The sequence below is a fragment of the Sphingosinithalassobacter tenebrarum genome (assembly GCF_011057975.1).
Classification (GTDB): domain Bacteria; phylum Pseudomonadota; class Alphaproteobacteria; order Sphingomonadales; family Sphingomonadaceae; genus Sphingomonas; species Sphingomonas tenebrarum.
Genome location: NZ_CP049109.1, coordinates 264,259 through 286,454 on the forward strand (window position 1 = coordinate 264,259; position 22,196 = coordinate 286,454).

Genomic DNA, 22,196 nt, shown 5'->3' on the forward strand with positions numbered 1-22,196 from the left:
GAGGCAGGCCGGAAACGGGCGGGTCGGCCGGATCGAGAGAGAGCGTCCGGCGGCCCGTTCCCTTCCGGCTCTCTTGAGGACATCCGCCATGACCCTTGCTGCACCCGTCGCCCATCCGGCGGCGCCGTTTCCCACTGCGCCCGGTTTCGCCGCGACCGCTCGGTCCATTCTCGCCGCCGCCGCGCTGATTCTCCCCGATCTCGAACGCGGCCGCGCCATCGACGCGCGCGCCCTGCGCTCCGCGATGGAGACTGCGTTCGGCGGCTCCGACGCCGATGGCGCCTGGAATTGGAAGACCGCTTACGACGCCTGCGAGGCCGCCCAGATTCTGTTCCTGCGCAAATACGGCGGCACGATCCTCCGCAAATCCGCGTCGCCGCTCGCCGCGCTGGCGATGATCGAGAAGGTGGCGGCGCTGCTCCCCACCCACACGCGCCGCTCGGAGACGTCGCAGGCGCTCCAGCAATTCTCGACGCCGGCCGGGCTGGGCTTCGTCGCCACCGTCGCGGCCGCGATCCGGCCCGGCGACCTGGTGCTCGAACCCTCCGCCGGCACCGGCCTGCTCGCGGTGCAGGTCGAGACGCGAGGGGGCAGCCTCGTTCTCAACGAGCTGGCCGAGATCCGCGCCGAGATGCTCGCCGGCCTGTTCGGCGATGGCCCCGTCACTCGCCACGACGCCGCGCATATCCATGACTATCTGCGCGCGGACATCGTGCCGAGCGTGGTGGTGATGAACCCGCCTTTCTCGGCCGTCGCCCATGTCGACCGAACCATGAAGGACGCGGCGCTGCGCCATATCGGCTCGGCGCTGGCCCGGCTCGCCGAGGGCGGCCGCCTGGTTGCGATCACCGGGGCGAGCTGCGCGCCCGACAATCCCGCCTGGACCGATGCCTTCGCCCAGCTTCAGGAGCGCGGCCGCGTGCTGTTCTCGGCGGCGATCGACGGCCGGGTCTATGCCAAGCACGGCACCACCATCGACACGCGCCTGACCGTTCTCGAGCGCGTTCCCGCCGACGATCCGACTGTCTTTCCGGCCTCGCCCGGCGTCGCGCCCGACACCGCGACCCTGCTCGGCTGGGTGCAGGGCCATGTGCCGCCGCGCGGGTCCGATCCCGAGACGCCGCCGCCCGCCATGCCGGTGGCCGTGCCTGTCGCCATGCGGGCGATGTCGGCGAGGCCCGCCGCGCGCCGCCAGGCCAAACCCGCGTCGCCCGCGCCCATCGTGCTGCCCGAGGCGGCCGAGCTGGCCTATGACGCCATCGACTGGACCCCGGCCGAGGCCGGCCGCCTGACCGACGCGATCTACGAGCCCTATGCGCTCCAGTCGCTGCGCATCGACGGCGCCAAGCCGCACCCGACGCCGCTGGTCCAGTCGGCGGCGATGGCCTCAGTCCCACCGCCCAAGCCGAGCTATCGGCCGACCCTGCCGACGAACCTAGTCGCCGACAGCATCCTGTCGGACGCCCAGCTCGAATCCGTGATCCTCGCGGGCGAGGCCCATGCCGGCCATCTCGCCGGGGCATGGACCGTCGATGACACCTGGGATGTCGTCACCGCCGCGCCGGACGATGCGGAGCAGGCCGTGCGCTTCCGGCGCGGCTGGTTCCTCGGCGATGGCACCGGCGCGGGCAAGGGCCGCCAGGTGGCGGGCATCATCCTCGACAACTGGCTGAAAGGTCGCCGCCGCGCGGTGTGGGTGAGTCGTTCCGAGACCCTGCATCAGGACGCGATGCGCGATTGGGAGGCGCTCGGGCAGGAACGCCTGCTGGTGACGCCTCTCTCACGCTTCCGCCAGGGCACGGCGATCACGCTGGACGAGGGCGTGCTGTTCGTCACCTACGCCACGCTCCGCTCGCAGGAGCGCGGGGAGAAGGTGAGCCGCGTGCAGCAGATCGTCGATTGGCTCGGCGCCCACTTCGACGGCGTGATCGTGTTCGACGAGGCGCACGCAATGGCGAACGCGGCCGGCAGCACGACCGAGCGCGGCGAGCAGGCGCCCTCGCAGCAGGGCCGCGCCGGGCTGCGGCTCCAACACGCGCTGCCCGACGCGCGCGTCATCTATGTCTCCGCCACCGGCGCGACCACCGTGCAGAACCTCGCCTATGCCCAGCGGCTCGGCCTGTGGGGCGGCGAGGATTTCCCGTTCGCCACGCGTAGCGAATTCATCGCGGCGATCGAGGCCGGCGGGGTCGCGGCGATGGAGGTGCTGGCGCGCGACCTGAAGGCGCTCGGCCTCTATTCCGCCCGCTCGCTGTCCTTCGACGGCGTGGAATACGAGATGCTCGAACATGGGCTGACGCGAGCGCAGATCGGCATCTACGACGCCTATGCGGGCGCCTTCCAGATCATTCACAACAATCTGGACGCGGCGATGCAGGCCGCCAACATCACTGGCGCGACCGGCACTCTCAACGCCCAGGCCAAGGCCGCGGCGCGCAGCGCCTTCGAGTCGGCCAAGCAGCGTTTCTTCAATCACCTCATCACCGCGATGCAGACGCCTTCGCTGATCGCCAGCATCGAGCATGACCTGGCGGCCGGCCATAGCGCCGTCGTCCAGATCGTCTCGACCGGCGAGGCGTTGCAGGAACGCCGGCTGGCCGACATCCCGACCGAGGAATGGGACGACGTGCGCGTGGACGTAACGCCCCGCGAATACGTCCTGTCCTACCTCGAACACAGCTTCCCGGTGCAGCTCTACGAGCCGTTCACGGACAGCGAGGGCAACCTGTCCTCGCGGCCCGTCACCGACGCCGACGGCAATCCCGTCGAGTCCCGCGAAGCCGCCGAGCGCCGCGACCGGCTGATCGAGCGCCTGGCGTCGCTGACCCCGGTGCCGGCCGCGCTCGACCAGATCATCCATCACTTCGGGACCGATATGGTCGCCGAGGTGACGGGGCGTTCGCGGCGCATCGTCAAGCGGCGCGGATCGGACGGGATCGACCGCTTTGTCGTCGAGAGCCGGCCGGGCTCGGCCAATGTCGGCGAGACCGACGCCTTCCAGAGCGACGCCAAGCGCATCCTGATCTTCAGCGACGCAGGCGGGACCGGCCGCAGCTATCATGCCGACCTCGGGGCGCGGAACCAGCGGCTGCGCGTCCATTATCTGCTGGAGGCGGGCTGGAAGGCCGACAACGCCATCCAGGGCTTCGGCCGCACCAACCGCACCAATCAGAAGCAGCCGCCGCTGTTCCGGCCGGTGACGACCGACGTGAAGGCGCAGAAGCGGTTCATCTCGACCATCGCGCGCCGGCTCGACACGCTGGGCGCGATCACGCGCGGCCAGCGGCAGACCGGCGGCCAGGGGCTGTTCCGCCCCGAGGACAATCTGGAATCGCAATATGCGCGCGACGCGCTGCGCCAACTCTACCGGCTGCTCTATGCGGGCAAAGTCGAGGGCTGCTCGCTGCTCGCCTTCGAGCAGGCCACGGGGCTTCGCCTCAGCGACGACACCGGCCTCAAGGACGAGTTGCCGCCGATCACCACCTTCCTCAATCGTATGCTGGCGCTCACCATTGACCTCCAGAATACGCTGTTCACCGCCTTCGAGGATTTGCTGACCGCGCGCATCGAGGGCGCCATCGCGTCTGGAACCTATGAGCTGGGTCTGGAGACACTTCAGGCCGAGAGCTTCACGATCATCGACCGCAACATCATCTATACTCATCCGGGCACCACGGCGGAGACCAGGTTGCTGACGATCGAACGCAAGGACCGTAATCGGCCGATCACGCTGGACGACGCGCTCGACCGGCTTTCGGACCCGCGTGCGGTCCTGATGGTCAACGCGCAATCGGGCCGCGCGGCGGTGCAGATTCCGACGCGTGGGCTTCTGCTCGACGACGGCAGCGTCGAGCGCCGCGTGCGGCTGGTGCGGCCGATGGAATCGACCCCGATGCCGTTGGAGGCGATGGCGCAGACCCAATGGCGCGAAGCCGCCCGCGCCGACTTCGCCCGCGCCTGGCAGGCGGAGCTTGCCGAGGTGCCGGAGTTCGCCGTCAGCACAATGCACGTCGTCACCGGCCTGCTGTTGCCAATCTGGAAGCGCCTGCCCAACGAGTCCACGCGCGTCTATCGGCTCCAGACCGACGACGGCGAGCGGATCATCGGCCGCCGGGTCTCGCCAGCCTGGGTGGCGACCGCCACCGCCAACGACGAGGGCCCGCGCCTCGATCCGCAGGCGGCCTTCGCTGCGCTGATGGACGGGCGCACCGTGCTCGACTTGGCCGAGGGTCTCCAGCTTCGCCGCGTGCGCGTGATGAGCGCCTACCGCATCGAGCTGAGCGGCTTCACCGACGCGATGCGCGAGCGGCTGACCGCCTACGGCCTGTTCCACGAGATTATTTCGTGGACGCTGCGCATGTTCGTGCCGGTCGATGCGAACGGCGTCGCCGTGCTGGAACGGCTGATGAAGCGGTGGCCGCTCGCGCGCATCGCCGACCGGACGGCCGCGTGATGGGCCGGCTGTCGGATCAGGCAGGCGAATTGGCGCACCGTCTCGGCGACCGGGCCGAGGCGGTGTGCCGCCGCTACCTGTCGAAAGGGCGCCGCGAAGGCCGCTATTGGCTGGTCGGCGACGCCCACAACACGCCGGGGCGCAGTCTCTATGTGCGCCTGTCCAGCTCGGAAGACGGCCGGGGCGCGGCCGGCAAATGGACCGACGCCGCGACCGGCGATCATGGCGACCTGCTCGACATCATCGCGCAGGTCTGCGGCCATGCGCAGCTCCGCGACACGCTGGACGAGGCCCGGCGCTTTCTCAGCCTGCCGGACCCCGAGCCTGGCCCCGAGGGCCCGCGTCGCCGGGACGAGCCCAAGGCCCCCACCGGCTCGCCGGAATCGGCGCGGCGCTTGTTCGCCGCGTCCGGTCCTGTCCGGGGCTCGCTCGTGCAGACCTATCTGCGGAAGCGCGCGATCACCACCCTGGGGGCCGACGATCCCCTCCGCTTCCATCCGCGCTGCTACTACACCCCGTCGCGGAAGGACGTGGCCGGCACACGTCGCGCCTGGCCCGCGATGATCGCCGCCGTCACCGATCTCGACGGCGCGATCACCGGCGTCCATCGCACCTATCTCGCTTCTGGGCTCGACCCGGCCGCGGCGATGAAGGCGCCGGTGGCCACGCCTCGGCGCGCGATGGGTTTTCTGCTCGGGAACGGCGTCCGCTTTGGCGGTGCGGATGCGGTGATGGCGGCCGGCGAAGGCGTCGAGACCATCTTGTCGCTGCGTCAGGTCGTGCCCGCTGTGCCCATGATCGCCGCTCTATCCTCGGCCCACCTCAGCGCCATCCTGTTCCCGCCCGCGCTCAGGCGTCTCTATGTCGCCCGCGACGACGATCCGGCCGGCGACGCGGCGTTGGCGACGTTGACCGAGCGGGCTTCGTCGGCCGCGATCGAGGTCGTCCCGCTCTCGCCCATGCTCGGCGATTTCAACGAGGATCTGCGCCTGATGGGGCCTGAGCGGACGCGGGCGGCCCTGGTCGCGCAGTTTGTCCCCGAAGACGTGAGCCGGTTCCTGGCCGTTCCTTGAGGACGCCGGAAAGGCAGTGAGGGTCTCGGCTCGGGGTTCGAAAAGCTCTGGCTTGTCGGTTGGGATGACGCTTCCAGACATCGGATCGACCACCCCTCTCGGCCTTCTTGGAGGCCGTTCGGACGACAGCCGCCCCGGCCTGGCAACGGCGTTCGGCGACTAATTTCCGCCGCGGCCCCGAGGGGCCGCTTTGCACCGCGAAGCAAATTAGACGCCGCCCTGCCGCCCGGCGCTGCGCTGGGCCGCCACCCGCGCCAGAGGCGCGGGACGGCGGTGCAAGCCCGGTTCACCCGCCGTCTTCGACGCCTGCGAAGGCCGCGATGGGCGCGGCCGCCCGATGAAAGGCGTCATCATGTCAACCGACAATCCGCTTCCCGAACATGAACCCGAGCACGAGGAATCCCCCACCGCCCACCTGCTTCAGGAACTGGCCCTATACGGATACCGGCCCTTCGACGACGAACCCGACGACCGGCCGCTTCCCGACGACCGCCAGGCGACCGGCGCAGTCGCCGACATCTTCGACGCGATTGTCTCGTGCCTGGTCGACACGCGGCTCGAACCGGACCTCGAAGACCTGCTCTGGAACATCACCAACGTCTTCCAGCGCGCCGGCGAACGGATCGAGCGGGAGCTGGACGGCAACGAAGTCGCCCAGAGGCGCAGCCAGCGCGGGCAGGACGGCTCGGAGGTGAAGTCGGTCGAGCTGGAGCGGCTCCTGCGCGAGGGCACGACCCTCATTGAGCGCCGCAACACGATGGAGTTCTTCCGCGACGCCTGCGCCGAGCAATTCCGCACCCACCTTCTTAAAGCCTGGACGCCGCGCTCGGGCTCGAAGGTCAACCGCAAGGCGCTGACCTCGGCCGTGGTCTCCAGCCGCGACTTCATCAACGCGCGGCAGCGGGCCGAGAAGCAGGTGCTCATCCCCGCCGGAACGCTGATCGCCCTCAGCTCAGGGCCGGCCTATAACGATCATCGCTTCATCTGGGACTTGCTCGACAAGATCCACGTCAAGCATCCCGACATGGTGCTGGCGCATGGCGCGACGCCGACCGGTGGCGAGAAGATCGCCGCCCGCTGGGCCGATCACCGCAACGTCCCGCAGATTCCGTTCCAGCCCGATTGGACCCGGCACAAGAAGGCCGCGCCGTTCAAGCGCAACGACGAGATGCTGTCGGTCCTGCCCAAGGGCGTCATCGTCCTTCCCGGCACCGGCATCCAGGACAACCTGCGCGACAAGGCCAAGGCGATGGGCCTCAAGGTCTGGGACTTTCGCAAGCGAGGCGGCGCGTAAGCGCCGCCCAGCGGCCTGATGGCCGCGCCGGTATCCCGGCGATCCCTTGTATGCCTGACCGATAGGGGGATGACTGGCTCCTGTGGCGCAGGGTCCACCCCGCTCTTTGAGGCGCGATCCTTGGTCGAACGGATGGCCTGACGCCATCAACCCATAAAGGGTCCGCTACGCGAGCGTGCGGCCTTCAGGCTGCGCCTGTGCGGTGATTGCGGCCATCCGCTCGACACTTCGGGCGCCTGTCGAGCGGGGATGGCCCTCGCTCCAAAAGACAGGAGCCGGAACAATGTCCCTGGAAATCGCTCAGTCCCACGCCTGGAACCTCGCCCGGACGCTGATGACCTGCATCATCGTCTTCCAGATCGGCGAGCGGGTGTTCGGCGTCGTCGAGGCGCGGGAGTTCGACGGCGACGCAGCCAGCATCGTGCGCGAATACGATCCCTTCGCCCCCTGATCGGCGAGCCGACGCGCGGGCGGGCGGCATGGCCGCCGCCCGCCGTCACCTAGAAGTGGATGAAGCGGCCGTGCGGGGCGAGCTGCTGGATCAGGTCGAACTCGTCCCGGTTTGCCGTCAGCACCGGCAGGCCCGCCTTGGCGGCCGTCAGGAAGATGAGCGCGTCGTTCAAGGCTTCCTTGCGCTGATGACGCTGGTAGGTCTGCGTCCGGGCGAGCGTGCCGGCGACCAGGCCCGCCTCGGTCCATACCTCCGCGTCCGGCGTGAGAAGCCGCGTCGGCGGGATGCTGGCGACGAGGCCCGCATAATGGTCGCGCATCATCTTCCAGTCGGCGCGCGATGGGTCGGCATTGGCGACGCCGGTGCTCAGTTCGCCGACGCAGACCGCGCAATGGAACAGGAGGCCGCGGTCTACCAGAGCCGCCGCCGCCGCTGGCAGCGTGCCGGCGGCGTCGCGGATATAGACATTGGTGTCGAGGAGAATAGCCGCGCGCCCTTCGCCCGCGATGTCGGCGGCAGCGATCAGCGCGTCCGAACCGCGCGGCGCAAGCTGGCTGAGATATTTGTCCGGTTTGACGCGCCGCAGATGCTGGCGCAGGTCAATAGTCAAGCCGGTGATCCGGGCCGAGCTTGCCGCGTGTCTTCTGCATATAGGTGGCCGCCGGATCGGGCTGGGCCAGCATCGCCAGCGCCAGCAGACCAAGCTCGGTCGGTTTGGTCGCGCCGCTCTCGCGCTTCGCCGCCTCGATCAGCGCCTTGGGCGCGCGGAAGCTGACATGCTCGGTCGATTCTCCATCCAGCAGGCCCGCGCGACGCGCTTCCTCCATCACCACCGACGCGCCGGTCACACGCACGGCCGCCGCGCGCCCGCCCTTGGCGGTCCCGGACTTCTCCGGGCTCTTTCCACTTTTCGATGTTGCGGCGCTGGCGACCATGATCGACTCCTTTGTGTGCAAGATAGTCTCATCTGTCACACAAAACAAGGCCGAGCGGCAGGGCGTCGCCGGCCACCGCGCCCCGGCTCAAGGCATGGCCAGTCTCCGTCATGGGCGTGCCGCCCCGTCTCGGGCGAGCCTCGCCCGGCAGGCCGACCACTTGGCGATTCTCCCATTGCCGAAAGGTTCGCGCCAGGCCGTTCCCCTGGCGTGGAGTCGGGCGACCAGCTCCTTCGCCTTCCCGGCTCCTGACTGGAAAGCCTCGGCCTTGGCGGTGACGCGCCATCGACATCCTGACCCACGCAATTCGCGCCCCGTCGAATGACCCGCCGTGAGGCGCGGGTCGCGGGCGACGGTGATGGCAGGCGGGACGACCCACGACGATGGCTACCGGGCCCGGCGGGCCTTCGTCACCAGCGACGACGCTGTTTCCTGCATATCGCTCCAGGTCGCTTCGCCGAGCGAACTGCCCCTCCGACTGACTGATCCCCTAAGCCCGTTCGGTTTGCGCCAACAACCCCCGCGGCTTCCGAACCGTGTTGGCGCTCAAGCGCCTGCCCGCACCACTTCGGGCCTTGGGGGCGGGGCCTCCGCTGCGCGTCGATTGCAAGCGCCTCCCGACGGTCTTGGCCGGGTCTCGTCGGAGGGACGGTCCCTCGGACTTGAAGCAACGGAGACTTAAAATGCAGAACATCGTCATTCTCGCCGGCAACATCGGCCAAGACCCGGAAAGCCGCACCACCCAGGGCGGCACCCGCATCACCCATTTCACCCTTGCGACCTCGCGCCCCCGCTACTCGGAGGGCAAGGTTCTTCGGGACGACAACGGTTATCGTGTTCAGGACACCGAATGGCACCGCGTCACCGCCTTCAACGGCCTCGGCAAGACCATCCAGGATCATTGCGTGAAGGGCATGAAGGTGCTGGTCCGCGGCCGCATCCACTACACCAAGTGGACCGACCAACAGGGAGTCGAACGCTATGGCTGCGAGATCATCGCCGAGACGGTGGACTTCCTCAGCCGGGGCAAGGCCGCCCAGACCGGCGACGGCGCGAGCGACCTCGACGACGACATCCCGTTCTGAGCCGAGGCGCAGGAGAGGCCCGGCGGCGCAAGCCGCCGGGCCTTCTTTCATTGGGGCGGTCCCATTGCACTTACTTCAAGGCGACTATAATAGTCGTTTTCATAGCGGATAGCGACCGGGTTGTGGAGGTGATCTTGCATGATCACTTCCCGCCAGGTGCGGGCCGCTCGCGCACTTCTCGGCTGGACGCAGGAGATGCTAGCAGACAAGGCCCTTATCGCTCTGACCGCGCTTAAACGCCTGGAATCAGAGAACGATCTGCCCGTGCGCGAAGACACCCGCCACCAGGCGGTCAAGGCGCTGGAGGCGGCAGGAATCGTTTTTCTCGATTCGGAACGCGGTCAGGGTGTGCTTCTCGTGAGCGATTCGCCGAGCAAGGAGCCCAAATAACGGGCGGTGATACGACTTTACTTATGCGCCATTCGTCATGTCGCCATAGCACTCATGGCATGATTACTTCGGTCCATTATGGTGTATGTTTCGTAAATCAGCGGGCTCGGGAGGCAATGGCCGAAAGCGGAGCGAGGCGATGGCGATAGCCGCTTTCGAGGATCGCGCACCCGACGCGCCTCATGTCACCGCCTATGACGAACGCCACCACCGCACCTATTGGCGCCTGCTCGACGCCGCCGCTGAGAATGCCGATTGGCGCGAGGCAGTGCGGATCATCTTCGGCATCGACCCGGCTGCCGAACCGGAACGCGCGCGCCTGGTCTATGACACCCATCTCGCGCGCGCCCGGTGGATGACAGAAACCGGCTATCGCCACTATCTGCGGCCGTCCGGCTCGTAGAAATCCGGCGGATCATTGAACGGTTTCGCGGAAAACTCGCCTCAAAATGCTGACTTGATTCGGCTATGCGGCCGTCCGTCCGGCAGGGCTTCGCAGCCGCGCGCGGACTGAGAACATCTCCCTACGCGCTCCAACAGAGAGCCATGCTTGGGAGGGTATCATGCCGCCTGAGAAGGACTGGCGCGCGCCTCCGGACGAGGCCGGGGACGAGGCGCTGCAATATTGCGACATCGCCATCGGCTATGTCAGCCGAAATAGTCGCTATCACCTGGATTACCGCCGCGCGCTCGACCGGGTGAGGCGCGGGGTGATCTCCGCCGACGCGGCGACCGCCGGGCTCGTGCAGCGCTGGGGCGTCAGCTACCACGCCGCGCCGACCTCGGCCTTCGACCGCAAGCTGGCGGTGGCCCGGCCCGACCTGGCGCCCGACAGCATCATTCTCGCACCATGTCTGGACGGCATCGGCGCGGCGCCGCGGCTCGACATGGCGATGCTCGGTGCGGTGCGGGCGCGCATGAAGATCGGCGATTTCCTCCATTTCATTCTCGCCGACACCGAGGGCGACGAGCATGTCTGGGTGGCTGGCGCGCTGGACGTGCCGATGGCGATGATGGTGCCGGTCGGGATCAATCCGCTCGCGCGCCTCGCGGCCGCCGAGCGTCTCTGCCGCCGCTTGAGCGGCATGGCGTCCGGGCCGCCGGCGCTGCGCCCGCCGCCCTTTCGGCGCGAACATCTCCTCACGCTGCTGCAAGTGCTCGATGGCCAGCGGGCGGGCGCGACCCAGCGCGAGCTGGCCGCATCGCTGATTCACCGCAGGGTCCGCCGCTACACAACCGCCGAATGGGTCGAGAGCCCGGAGCGCAAGCGCATCAGACGATGGCTCAAGGAAGCCGTCGAGCTGCGCGACGGCGGCTATATCCGCCTGTTGCGCGGCGATTGAAGGGGGACATTCGCGCCCCCCTCGGCGCCGTCCCTTCTCCGCGCAGGGTTCATTTCGCCACCATCGCCTCCTGTTCGCCGGCCCCGCTTTTCGCAGCCGGTCATCACCAGGAGGATCATCATGGCCGAGCCCGTCGCCGCCACGACGCCACGTTTTCTCACGACGCCCGACGCCGCGATCTATCTCGGCCTGTCGGCCCGAACGCTGGAGAAGCATCGCTGTTTCGGCACGGGGCCAGTCTTCCGCCGGCTCGGCGGCCGCATCGTCTATGCCATCGACGACCTCGACGCCTGGGCGGCGCTCGGCACCCGCCGTTCCACCTCCGACCCCGGCAACGGCGTCGTCCATCCGGCGAAGCGCCAGCCCACCGACTGCGTGCGGCGCTGAACCCCATGCCCGCCACGCGCGCTCTTGCCGGTCGTTCAAGCGTCGAACGGATGCAGCTTCAGCTCTTTCGCCCGGTTCCTGGCGACGTCGCGCCGCGCGACGCCCAGGACTTGATGGCCTGGCCATTCTTCAGCCTCGCCAAGGCCCGGCGGGTGGCCCCCATCGACTTCCGTATGGGCGCGACATGGATCTCGGTGGAGTCCGTCCCCGAGCACGGCATGGCGACCATTTGGGACGCCGATGTGCTGATCTGGGCCGCCAGCCAGCTCGTCTCCGCGCGTGACGCCGGCCGACCGACCTCGCGTCTGATCGCGACGACGCCGCACGAGATATTGACCTTCTCTCGGCGCGGCACCGGCAAGGCCAGCTACGAGCGGCTGAAGGCCGCGCTTGACCGCCTGCAATCGACCACGGTGGCGACCTCGATCCGCCAGGAGCATGAGCGCAGGCGCCATCGCTTCTCCTGGATCAACGAATGGCGCGAACTGGCCGACGGGAACGGCCGCGCCCTCGGCATCGAGTTGATCCTGCCCGATTGGTTCTATGCGGGCGTGCTCGATCGCGCGCTCGTGCTGACTATCGACCGCGCCTATTTCGATCTCACGGGCGGTCTTGAACGCTGGCTCTACCGCATCGTGCGCAAGCATGGCGGGCGACAGGAAGGCGGCTGGAGCTTCGACGTTCCGCACCTCCATCTGAAATCCGGCGTGCTTTCGCCGCTCCGCCGCTTCGCCTTCGAACTGCGCGCCATCGTCGCCCGCCAGCCGCTCCCCGGTTACGTCCTCACCCTCAACCAGGCGTTCGGCCGCGAGCGGCTGAACTTCGTGCCGGTTGCGCCCGATCCGCTCGACGTCGCCATGCGCCGTGTCGGTCTCAAGCCTGTGGAGAACCGGCGATGAGACTCGGACTATCGGGAACAGCCGGATTCGGACTATCGGGAACGCCGGACTCGGACTTTCGGGAACGCGCGCGGCTCGCAAACCCCTGCGAATCCTCGCTGAATCCGCCTCCTTCTAACCGTGCTAATAGACTCGAATCCTTCGGATTCTTGCTAACGACGCGCGGCGCTGTGGACAGCCCGCGCGGATCGCGCCGCGTCATGCGCCAGCGAACCGTCCGGCGTGTGCGTCCTGGACCCCTCGCGCCATCCATCCAGGAGACCACCCATGAACGATGACCGGCCCCCCGGCGTCCGCGCTGGCGGCGCGTTCAGCGCGCTCGCCCGCGACGGACTTACCCATGTCGAAGTGACCTGGATCGAGAAGAGGCTGGAGCACTGGATACGCTTCGGCCGCATCGCCAAGGACCGCATCCTGAGCCGGCGCACCCGTGTCGTCAGCTTCCGGCCAGGCGCGATCTTCGCCTTCGTGCGCTGGGCGTCGAACGACTTCGGCACCATCGTCTCGCGTATCGACGTGGTGCGCGCGGTGGCGGCGAACGAGCCCTACATCACGTTGCCCTTCGTGCGGCCGGGCGGCGACATCCTGCTCAAGATCGAGGGCTGGCCGAAGGTCCGTCAGGTGCTCGCCGCCATCGACGCGGTGGAGGCCGCCGGCGTCGATCCGTGCGACGCCGCACCCGATCACTGGCGGCATGTCCACCAGCGCATCACCGCCGGACATCAGCCGCGCCTCTACACGGCCGAGCGCCATACCGCCTGGCTCAAGCGCCGGGAGATCGAAGGATGACCCGCCGCCGCTACGCCCTGGCGACGGCCATCGCCGCGTCTGCTTTCGCGGTCTCATTCGTCGCTGTCGCCGTCGTCAATCCGCGACCGCGCCTCGTTTGGAACGCCAGCGCCAGCGCGCCGATCGGTCTCTACCGCATCCAACCCGACCGCGATCCGCCCACGGGCGCGCTGGTCGCTGCGATGCCGCCCGCCGGACTCGCGCGCTGGCTCGCCGGGCGCGGCTATCTGCCCGCCGGGCTGCCACTGCTCAAGCACATCGCGGCCAAGGCCGGACAACGCATCTGCCGGCATGGCGCCGTCGTGAGCATCGACGCGCGTCCCGTCGTCATCGCTCGTGCGCGCGATGGCCGAGGCCGTCCGCTGCCGGTCTGGCACGGCTGTCACACGCTGCAAGCCGGCGAGCTGCTGCTGCTCAATCCGGCGGTCCCGGACAGTCTGGATGGTCGCTACTTCGGCCCGCTGCCGGCGTCAGTCGTCATCGGACGCGCCCTGCCGCTGCATCTCAGCGCCCCCTCCGCAACGCCTTCACCCGTCAACCCCCAAGGAGACTGACCATGCCCATGAACATCTTCGAGCCGACCGACAACGGCTATGCCGGTCGCATCCGGCTGTTCGCGATCGACGAGACGATCTTGCTCGTTCCGGCCGAACCGAACGACGCCGAGGACGCGGCCGATTACCGCATCCATCTCGACGACGCGGACGGTCCCATCGTCGGTTTTGCCCGCAAGCGCACCAGCGAACGGGCCGGCGACTACATCGCGCTGGAGATCGAAAGCCTGCTCTTTCCGCGCTGGCTCAAGCCCAAGCTGTTCCGCGCGGACGCCGAGGCGCGGACATTCCGGCTGTCCTGGCGCCACCCGCGATCCAACCAGGACCGGAACTGATCGGTGCTGATCCCGATCATCCCTTTGTTCGCGGAAAAGCCGTCTCATCCCTTCGTCCCGCTCGGTCGTAGGCTGGCCGGCGCGCACAGCGAAGGTCAAGGGCGGCCCCCGGCCGGCGCATCGCGCGCACCCTTTGCCGGAGCGAGCACGCTGGCAGGCTGGCGGCGGAGCGGAGTCGGATCGGTCGTCGGTCTGGCGATCCTGCTGCTGGCCTCGCCGGGCGCGGCGCTGGCGCAGGATGCGCCGGCCGGAGAGACCACCGCGAACCATCCCTATGCCGACCCCGTTGCCGAGGCGGCGCGACGCTTCGGCATCCCCGAGCGCTGGATATGGGCCGTCATGCACATCGAGAGCAACGGCGATGTCCGCGCCGTCTCGCCAGCCGGGGCGATGGGCCTGATGCAGATCATGCCCGCCACCTGGGCCGGCCTGCGCACACGTTATCGGCTCGGCTCCGACCCGTTCAACGTGCGCGACAACATCCTGGCGGGCGCGGCCTATCTGCGCGAGATGCACGACCGCTATGGCGACGTGACCGCCATGCTGGCCGCCTACAACGCCGGTCCGGGCCGCACCGACGAATACCTGTCGCGTGGCCGTCCGCTGCCCGCCGTCACGCGCGCCTATATCGCAAAGCTGGCGTCGATCACCGGCGGTTCGCGTGATGCCCAGCTTGCCGCCGGGCCGCCGCTCGATCCCTTCGCCTGGCGCACCGCCGCGCTGTTTCCGGTGCGCTCGGATGCAGCTTCGCCGACCGCCGTCCTGTCGCCGAAACGTCCGTCAACCGATCCTGCGCCGGTGGCGGTGGCGTCGATGACGCCGCTTCAGGCCGGTCTCTTCGTCCCTCTTTCCGGCCAGCCTGCGCGATGACCATGCACCGCCGTCAGCGCTCCGAGCCCGCCTTCAGGCCGTCCTTCGCACCCTTCAGCCGATACCGCCGCCGGACGATTCCTGTCCGGTCCGCGCGCATAGCCGCAGCACATCATCGCGCGCAGGATTGGGCCACCAAAGACGCCGCCCTCGTCATTCGCACGCCTGTTCCATCCGCCCGTTCACCCGCTTTCCGGTCGCGCCCCACGCGGTGCGACGTTCGCGCGTCCTGGCGTTGCCCGTCGCAGCGTTTCGCAGCGCCGGGAAGGAGGGAGGGGCTGACTGTGCAGGGAAGGCAACGAGGGCAAGATAAAGGGCGGCAATGTGCGAAGCCCATGCGCCCCGGTCGTGGCCTTGATTCTCAAGGCTTTTGGGCATTGCTGCGCAATGTGTGCGGAAATCCCGCACTGTGCGGCGCTGGCCGAACGTCAGTCCTCACCGTGGTTTTTCGCACTGTGCGGAGCGCCGCGGCATGAGCGGCGACGAGGATTTCCGCATCCGGCCTGGCCGCATCCGCTCGCGCGGCGGCCGGCGGGCGCTGCCGATCATCACCCAGGCGCTCGTCGCCGCGCAGCGCGCCGGCGGCCATATCTCGCGCCGCGGGCGAATCATCGCGCCGGGCCGTTCGACCTTCGGGCGTGGCCGCGTCGCCAGTCTGCGCGCCACGCACCGGCTCGGCCACCGATCGCGCCAGGTTGTCATCAAGGCGCGGGTGGTCCGCCACGGCGGCCGCGCCTCGCTCGCAGCTCACCTCAACTATCTGCAACGCGATGGCGTCACCCGCGACGGCGAGAAGGGCGTGCTGTTCGGCGCCGACGCCGAGGGCCTCGACCGCAATGTGTTCGCCGCGCGCTGTGAGAACGACCGGCACCATTTCCGCTTCATCGTCTCGCCCGAAGACGCGCCCGACATGGGCGACCTCAAGGGCTTCACCCGCGAGCTGATGACGCGGATGGAAAAGGATCTCGGCACCCGCCTCGACTGGCGGGCCGTCGAGCACTGGAACACCGACAACCCCCATGTCCACGTCATCGTGCGCGGCGTCGCCGAAGACGGCCAGAACCTCGTTATCTCGCGCGACTATATCGGCGAGGGAATGCGCGCCACCGCGCGCGAGATCGTCACCCGCGAGCTGGGGTTGCGCAGCGACCTCGACATCCGCGCTTCGCTGGAGCGACAGGTCGACGCCGAACGCCGGACCGAGATCGACCGCGACCTCTCGCGCACACTTGACCGCGAGGGCGTCATCGACATGGCGCCCGAACCGGGCGTGCGGCCCGACGGGGACCACATGCTGCGGATCGGACGGCTGCGCAAGCTGGAGGGACTCGGCCTCGCCAGCGAGATCGCGCCTGGCCAGTGGACGCTTGCGGACAATGCGCAGGCCGCGCTGCGCGAGCTGGGCGAGCGCGGCGACATCATCAAGCGGATGCACAAGGCGATGAGCGACCGCGGCGTGGACCGGGGTGCCGCCAGCTATGTGCTCCAACCCGATCCCGCCCAGGCCGTCATCGGCAAGCTGGTCGACCGCGGGCTCCATGACGAGCTGACTGGCCGCGCCTACGCGATCGTCGACGGGATCGACGGGCGCACCCACCATGTCCAGTTTCCCGACATCGAGGCGACCGGCGATTGCAAGCCCGGCGCGATCGTCGAGCTACGCCGCTTCGAGGACCGCAAGGGTCGGCAGCGGGTGGCGCTCGCCGTGCGATCGGACCTGGATTTGCCGGGACAGGTCCGTGCGCCGGGAGCCACCTGGCTCGACCGCCGCAACCTGTCGAGCGAAGGCCGCGATCTCGGCGGCGGCTTCGGGACCGAAGTGCGCGCGGCGATGGAAGCACGCGCCGAGCACCTCGCCGACCTCGGCCTGGCGCGACGGCAGGGCCAACGCATCATCTTCGCGCACGGCCTGCTCGCCAGGCTGAAGCACCGCGAACTGGACATGGCGGCCAAGGACCTGTCGGCCGCGATCGGTCTGCCGCACACGCCCTCCAAGGCCGGCGAATATGTCGCCGGCACCGTGCGCCAGCGCCTGACGCTCGCCTCGGGCCGCTTCGCCATGATCGACGACGGCCTGAGTTTCCAACTCGTCCCCTGGACGCCCTCGCTCGACCGCCAGATCGGCAAGCACATCTCCGGAGTCATGCGTGGCGACGGCGGGGTGGACTGGTCGCTTGGCCGCGGTCGGGGGCTCGGGCTGTGACCTCGCAAGGAGATTGACTATGCCCGCCAGTAAGATTCTTTGGGGCCAGGTCATCACCGTCCTCACGATAATCGTCGTGACGGTCTGGATAGCCACCCAATGGACGGCCGCGGCGCTCGACTATCAGCCGCAGCTCGGCCCGCCCTGGTTCGTCGCCTTTGGCTGGCCGGTCTATCCGCCCTACGCCTTCTTCGTCTGGATGTTCTTCTACGACGCCTACGCGCCCAAGATATTCGAGACCGGCGCGCTGATCGCCGGCTCGGGCGGCTTTCTCGCCTTCATCGTCGCCATCGCCATGTCGGTGCGCCGCGCCCGCGAACTGAAGAACGCGGAGACCTATGGCTCGGCCCGATGGGCGGAGCGCCGGGAAGTGGAGGCCGCCGGCCTGCTCGGACCGAACGGCGTCACGCTCGGGCGGCTCGGACGCGACTATCTGCGCCATGACGGACCCGAACATGTGCTGTGTTTCGCCCCGACCCGGAGCGGGAAGGGCGTCGGCCTGGTGGTGCCGACGCTGCTGACCTGGCCGGAGAGCTGTATCGTCCACGACATCAAGGGCGAGAATTGGCAACTCACCGCCGGCTTCCGCGCACGCCACGGCCGCGTATTGCAGTTCGATCCTACCGACGCGCGCTCGGCCACCTACAACCCACTGCTCGAAATCCGCAAGGGCGCCCTGGAAGTGCGCGACGTGCAGAACGTCGCCGACGTGCTGGTCGACCCCGAAGGCAGCCTTGAGAAGCGCAACCACTGGGAAAAGACCTCCCATGCGCTGCTGGTCGGCGCGATCCTCCACGTCCTCTATGCCGGCGAGAACAAGACCCTGGCCGGCGTCGCCGCCTTCCTGTCGGACCCGCGCCAGCCGATCGAATCCACCCTGCGCGCCATGATGACCACGCCGCATCTTGGGCAAGCCGGCGTCCATCCCGTCGTGGCCTCCGCCGCGCGGGAGCTGCTCAACAAATCGGCCAACGAGCGATCCGGCGTGCTCTCGACCGCCATGTCGTTCCTCGGCCTCTATCGCGATCCGGTCGTCGCCGAGGTGACGAGCCGGTGCGATTGGCGCATCGCCGATCTGGTTGAGGGAGCGTTGCCCACCACGCTCTACCTGGTCGTCCCGCCCTCCGACATCTCGCGCACCCGGCCGCTGATCCGCCTCATGCTTAACCAGATCGGTCGGCGCCTCACCGAGGATCTGAAGCCGGCGGCCGAGCGTCACGAGCTGCTCATCATGTTCGACGAGCTGCCGTCCGAAGGGCGTCTGGACTTCTTTGAGAGCCAACTCGCCTTCATGGCCGGCTACAAGATCAAATGCTTCCTGATCGCCCAGTCGCTCAACCAGATCGAGAAGGCTTACGGCCCCAACAACGCGATCCTCGACAATTGCCACGTCCGGGTCTCTTTCGCCTCGAATGACGAGCGGACCGCCAAGCGCATCTCGGATGCGCTCGGCACCGCTACCGAAATGCGCGCGATGAAGAACTATGCCGGCCATCGCCTGTCGCCGTGGCTTGGGCATTTGATGGTGTCACGCTCCGAGACCGCTCGCCAGCTCCTCACGCCCGGCGAGGTGATGCAGCTCCCGCCCGACGACGAGATCGTGATGGTGGCGGGCGTGCATCCGATCCGAGCCAGGAAGGTTCGCTACTTCAAGGATCGGCGGTTCACGGAGAGGGTTCTGGCGCCGCCGGACCCGAAGGCCGGGATCGGCAAGCAGCGTCCCGACGACTGGAGCGGCCTGCCGCCGATCGCGGCCCCGCCGATGCCCGAGCCGTCCGAGGAGAAGGCGTCCAAGAAGCCGAAGGAGAAAAAGGCCGCCAAGAAGGCAGCGGCGGAGGACGATGCGGAGAATGCGGACCTGCGCCGCGAGCCGGACATGGAGCGCCATATCGACATCGCGCCGCCGCCCAGCCCGGCGCCCGCCAACGAGTTCGAGCTGGACGAGCCGGAACCCGACACCGACGCGGCACGGCAAATGACGGTGCGGCGACAGATGCAGGGCATAGCGCGGCAGGCGTCTCTCGACCCTGACGACGGCATCGAGCTATGACCACCAAGACGCCGTTTTCGGTCTATCTCGATCCCGAAGTGATGCAGGCGCTCGCCGCCTATGCCGACCGGCGCGCCAAGTCGCGCTCGCTGGTCGCCGAAGCGGCCATCGCATCCTTCCTGTCGCCCGACGCCGACGAGCAGCGCGAGGCGGCCATCGCCAAGCGGCTTGATCGGCTCGACCGACGCCAGACGCGGCTGGAGCGCGATGTCGGGATCGGCGTCGAGATGATCGCGCTGTTCGTTCGTTTCTGGCTGTCCAACACACCGCCGCCGCCTGAAACGGAGCGCGCCGCGATGCGCCGCCAAGGCGGCGATCGCTACGACGCGTTCATGGAAGCGTTGGGTAGGCGACTCGCTAAAGGTCCAAAGGCCCGGCAGGAGATCGGCGAGGACATGGAAGCTGCAACATAGAAGTCCGCTCGGTCGGACATTCCGGAACGGCTCCTTTTAGAAACGCGGATCGGAAAAGCGGACATTCCAGACGGCGAACGGATCTGTAAGCTCCGTGTCCCAGTACCGGTCGCTTAAGCGGCATTAACTTGGCGTCGGAACTGCCATTCATTCGGGCTTACGGCGATGGCAGCTTGTCGCTCAATATTAGGCCGTTTCGGCTGCCACATGGCCTCGGCCTCGGTCAGCTTCTGAGGTCTCAAGCAGCTTCGTCGACTCGGCCCACTTCGTCCTCGTCGTCGACGGGAAGAAACTGCTCGACCTTTTCATGGATATCGCGGACGAGCTCGACTTGTTCTGCGGTAAGGATGCCGCGTTCGGGATGAGTGGTGATCTTGCGGATTTCGTTCAGGTCCTTGATCCATTTCGTGGCGCTTTTTTTGTTGTCCTTGTCCTTCGCGCCGAGCGACACGGAATCCTTGAAGAGCGCCCAATTGTCCGTGCAAATCTCGATGTAGCTGATGAGATAGAGCTGCGATTCCTCTTCGCCCTCCCGGTTCTTAGCCTCCCACTCAGCGGTACAGCTTTGACGGATCTTGAGAGGGATGCCCTTTGTCCACCATGCCTTGTTCTGGACGCCGTAATGCGCCTTCAACTTTCCTATAACGAACGAAAAGAGACGACGGTGGATTCGGGTAACACGGGCGGCCGCCTGTTCGGTACCAGCTTCGTCACGTGACTCGAGATACTCAATAAGGCCCGACGGACGAAAACTCGGATTCCGCTCGTGGATCAATGCCTCGAGCCCAAATGACTGCTGGCGGACCGCCGTGAGGGAGGAGCCAACCCGCCTGAACGCCTGAACATCCTGTGGGGTCGCGGTTTTGAAATAGTCGATAATGAACTGGAGATAGGGGGTGATCTCCTCCACCGTCTCCTCTGCCGTCCTCACATAGAGGTCCGCGCCCGTATCGTGCCTGATATGCTCCGCCACGTCGCGGATGACATGGAAGAGGGCCCTGATGCCGTTGTTCGTGCAGAGATACCCGCCCGGGCCGTCTCCAGTACGCCAATGAGCGAGCAATTCGGTTCGGAAGAGTTCGAGGCAGTCGCTCACAACGTCGATGCCCTTCCTAAGGTTCGCATCGAATTCGTTGGGAGCCGAGGTCGAGAGGGGCCCCGGAAGAATAGCTCCTTTGCTCAGCGTGCCCATAAGCTTTGCAACTCCCAATCCGTCACGGATGGATGTCTGCGTCAGGCACCGAAAATTGGACTTCTTTTTGCCGGTAACTACCATGCGGTCGTGCAGGGGCGAGGTCTTAAGGGCGTTGAGGCGTGAGGCGATCCTCGACAATAGAGCCTGGAACGCTTCTTCCGGATCGGAGGACTTCCAGTGCAGGTCGGAATAAAGTTCTACCAGCAACCCCTGACTGACTTTCACCTGCTTGCTGTTGATGTCGATGAAAAGGTTCATCTCCCGCTCGGCCGGGAGGTTCTCGTAGGCGAGCACCGGGATGGTAGTCCGGTCCGTTTCGTAGCCTCCAGCCTCGCGGGCGTGTGCATATCCGTAGAGTCGGTGCTGTCCGTCGATAATCCAGGCCGAAGCGTAATTGGCCGGAAGGTGAAGGACCCCAAGGGCCTCGTCGCCGAACGTGTCGTGGACCTCAAACTTAAGACCCGACCGGCGGGTGGTCTTCAGATTGATGACGATATTCGTCGGGAATTTTCCGCCTTCATTGATGTACTGCGCAATCCTTTTCAGCCGCCTCGGTTGCAGCATCCGTTGGTACGTATCTAAGTTCTCGACATCGCGGCTTGCCTTATGGCCTACGTAGGCGATCTTCAGGAGTTCGTCGGGCCGGATGAGAAAGGTGTAGAAGTTATCCTTGCCCATTCGACCCCGCGTGGCGACGACCTTACGCGAAAGGCCCGAAATCTTCTGCCCCGCGAACATGTGGGCGAGCATCTGGTAGCGCGCGGCAGTCTTCAGGTGCTGGACCAACATTGAATAGTAGTCGAGCTCGCCATCAGCCAAAACAGCGATCTGGGCTTCCTCGCATTTCGCAAGATCGGCATCGGACCACGAGATGTTTCGGGTCGCGACCACAAACTTAACCTTGGGTCGCGAACCCGCCCCGTAGAACTTGGTGATTGAGGAATTAATCGGTTCACGGATAGCCTTCAGCTTCTCAATCAGCGCGCTCATGTTCTTGCGCCCTGGGGTATCGCGCTGTGTGCATTCGACAAGCAAGGCTGTCTCATCATCCTTTGCAAAAACGTCGATTTGTCGAGAGGAGAGACCAGCCTCTGCAGCAATTGTGAACTGCCGACCCAAGCTCATTTGGCCGAACCCCATCTGCGCGAGGATCGACCAGACTTCGTCCTCCAACTGTTCGTCGGCAGGTTTCGGCTTTGCCACCCGCGTGGACTTGGCGTTCCGGCGGACGACACGCCAGCCGTCTTCCTCTTCCAGGGCGACTTTCCCGGCTATGATCTTCTTCGTCGATCCTCCGACGGTCTTGAACACGTCTTTCTGCTTACGCCGACGAAGCTGCGCCGCAATCTCGTCGCCCTCAACAAGAGGATGCAGCAAGGCTTCAGTCATCATATCCCCCATAGGCCGAAAATCGACCGGCGATGGGCATGCTGTATTTACTGGAAGAAAAAGTAAAGATTATCGAACCCAGCCCATG

Annotated in this window: 20 protein-coding genes; 17 read left to right on the plus strand and 3 right to left on the minus strand. The window is 67.0% G+C overall.

What is annotated here, in order from left to right; all coding sequences use genetic code 11:
- Nucleotides 1–88 precede the first annotated feature (88 nt).
- From G5C33_RS01390 to G5C33_RS01405, 4 genes are all read left to right on the plus strand, one after another.
- Entirely contained in the window at nucleotides 89–4,453 is a 4,365-nt protein-coding gene (locus tag G5C33_RS01390; protein ID WP_165325569.1) for a strawberry notch-like NTP hydrolase domain-containing protein, read from the plus strand.
- Entirely contained in the window at nucleotides 4,453–5,526 is a 1,074-nt protein-coding gene (locus tag G5C33_RS01395) for a DUF7146 domain-containing protein (RefSeq protein WP_165328648.1), read from the plus strand. The genes G5C33_RS01390 and G5C33_RS01395 overlap by 1 nt, the downstream gene beginning before the upstream one ends.
- 352 nt (nucleotides 5,527–5,878) lie before the next feature.
- Complete coding sequence (locus G5C33_RS01400; RefSeq protein ID WP_165328649.1) at nucleotides 5,879–6,820, plus strand: DUF2493 domain-containing protein; 942 nt, start codon at nucleotides 5,879–5,881, stop codon at nucleotides 6,818–6,820.
- 283 nt (nucleotides 6,821–7,103) lie between these two features.
- Nucleotides 7,104–7,271 (plus strand): hypothetical protein, encoded by a 168-nt coding sequence (locus G5C33_RS01405; protein ID WP_165325570.1) that lies wholly within the window; start codon nucleotides 7,104–7,106, stop codon nucleotides 7,269–7,271.
- 49 nt (nucleotides 7,272–7,320) lie between these two features.
- On the opposite strand, the gene G5C33_RS01410 is transcribed toward G5C33_RS01405, so the two are convergent.
- Both G5C33_RS01410 and G5C33_RS01415 read right to left on the minus strand, forming a co-directional pair.
- A complete protein-coding gene (locus G5C33_RS01410; RefSeq protein WP_165325571.1) occupies nucleotides 7,321–7,881 on the minus strand; it encodes a type II toxin-antitoxin system VapC family toxin in 561 nt (186 codons plus the stop codon).
- Nucleotides 7,871–8,206, minus strand: coding sequence for a hypothetical protein (locus G5C33_RS01415; RefSeq protein ID WP_165325572.1), 336 nt, complete (start codon nucleotides 8,204–8,206; stop codon nucleotides 7,871–7,873). The genes G5C33_RS01410 and G5C33_RS01415 overlap by 11 nt, the downstream gene beginning before the upstream one ends.
- A gap of 683 nt (nucleotides 8,207–8,889) precedes the next feature.
- Between G5C33_RS01415 and G5C33_RS01420 the strand changes: the two genes are divergently transcribed.
- From G5C33_RS01420 to G5C33_RS01480, 13 genes are all read left to right on the plus strand, one after another.
- Nucleotides 8,890–9,291 (plus strand): single-stranded DNA-binding protein, encoded by a 402-nt coding sequence (locus G5C33_RS01420; protein ID WP_165325573.1) that lies wholly within the window; start codon nucleotides 8,890–8,892, stop codon nucleotides 9,289–9,291.
- A gap of 138 nt (nucleotides 9,292–9,429) precedes the next feature.
- Nucleotides 9,430–9,681: a helix-turn-helix domain-containing protein gene (locus G5C33_RS01425; RefSeq protein WP_165325574.1), complete on the plus strand. Its 252-nt coding sequence runs from the start codon at nucleotides 9,430–9,432 to the stop codon at nucleotides 9,679–9,681.
- Nucleotides 9,682–9,820: 139 nt separating this feature from the next.
- Nucleotides 9,821–10,084 carry a DNA -binding domain-containing protein gene (locus G5C33_RS01430; protein ID WP_165325575.1) on the plus strand — a complete coding sequence of 88 codons (264 nt, stop codon included), beginning with the start codon at nucleotides 9,821–9,823 and terminating at the stop codon, nucleotides 10,082–10,084.
- Between the two features lie 160 nt (nucleotides 10,085–10,244).
- Entirely contained in the window at nucleotides 10,245–11,024 is a 780-nt protein-coding gene (locus tag G5C33_RS01435) for a DUF2285 domain-containing protein (protein WP_165325576.1), read from the plus strand.
- Between the two features lie 120 nt (nucleotides 11,025–11,144).
- The gene (locus tag G5C33_RS01440) at nucleotides 11,145–11,411 is read left to right on the plus strand and encodes a helix-turn-helix transcriptional regulator (protein ID WP_165325577.1); all 267 of its coding nucleotides are present in this window, start codon (nucleotides 11,145–11,147) and stop codon (nucleotides 11,409–11,411) included.
- Nucleotides 11,412–11,416: 5 nt separating this feature from the next.
- Nucleotides 11,417–12,310: a replication initiator protein A gene (locus tag G5C33_RS01445; protein ID WP_165325578.1), complete on the plus strand. Its 894-nt coding sequence runs from the start codon at nucleotides 11,417–11,419 to the stop codon at nucleotides 12,308–12,310.
- Between the two features lie 267 nt (nucleotides 12,311–12,577).
- Nucleotides 12,578–13,099: a DUF2840 domain-containing protein gene (locus G5C33_RS01450; protein WP_165325579.1), complete on the plus strand. Its 522-nt coding sequence runs from the start codon at nucleotides 12,578–12,580 to the stop codon at nucleotides 13,097–13,099.
- Nucleotides 13,096–13,653 (plus strand): S26 family signal peptidase, encoded by a 558-nt coding sequence (locus tag G5C33_RS01455; RefSeq protein WP_165325580.1) that lies wholly within the window; start codon nucleotides 13,096–13,098, stop codon nucleotides 13,651–13,653. The genes G5C33_RS01450 and G5C33_RS01455 overlap by 4 nt, the downstream gene beginning before the upstream one ends.
- A gap of 2 nt (nucleotides 13,654–13,655) precedes the next feature.
- Nucleotides 13,656–13,988 (plus strand): DUF736 domain-containing protein, encoded by a 333-nt coding sequence (locus G5C33_RS01460; RefSeq protein ID WP_165325581.1) that lies wholly within the window; start codon nucleotides 13,656–13,658, stop codon nucleotides 13,986–13,988.
- 3 nt (nucleotides 13,989–13,991) lie between these two features.
- Nucleotides 13,992–14,858 (plus strand): lytic transglycosylase domain-containing protein, encoded by an 867-nt coding sequence (locus tag G5C33_RS01465; RefSeq protein WP_165325582.1) that lies wholly within the window; start codon nucleotides 13,992–13,994, stop codon nucleotides 14,856–14,858.
- 472 nt (nucleotides 14,859–15,330) lie between these two features.
- Nucleotides 15,331–17,061, plus strand: coding sequence for a relaxase/mobilization nuclease domain-containing protein (locus G5C33_RS01470; RefSeq protein WP_165325583.1), 1,731 nt, complete (start codon nucleotides 15,331–15,333; stop codon nucleotides 17,059–17,061).
- A gap of 19 nt (nucleotides 17,062–17,080) precedes the next feature.
- Complete coding sequence (locus tag G5C33_RS01475; protein ID WP_165325584.1) at nucleotides 17,081–19,111, plus strand: conjugal transfer protein TraG; 2,031 nt, start codon at nucleotides 17,081–17,083, stop codon at nucleotides 19,109–19,111.
- Nucleotides 19,108–19,524 carry a type I pantothenate kinase gene (locus tag G5C33_RS01480; protein ID WP_165325585.1) on the plus strand — a complete coding sequence of 139 codons (417 nt, stop codon included), beginning with the start codon at nucleotides 19,108–19,110 and terminating at the stop codon, nucleotides 19,522–19,524. The genes G5C33_RS01475 and G5C33_RS01480 overlap by 4 nt, the downstream gene beginning before the upstream one ends.
- Before the next feature lie 238 nt (nucleotides 19,525–19,762).
- Here the strand turns inward: G5C33_RS01480 and G5C33_RS01485 are convergent, their stop codons facing one another.
- Nucleotides 19,763–22,111: a DGQHR domain-containing protein gene (locus tag G5C33_RS01485; protein ID WP_228275158.1), complete on the minus strand. Its 2,349-nt coding sequence runs from the start codon at nucleotides 22,109–22,111 to the stop codon at nucleotides 19,763–19,765.
- Between the last annotated feature and the right edge of the window lie 85 nt (nucleotides 22,112–22,196).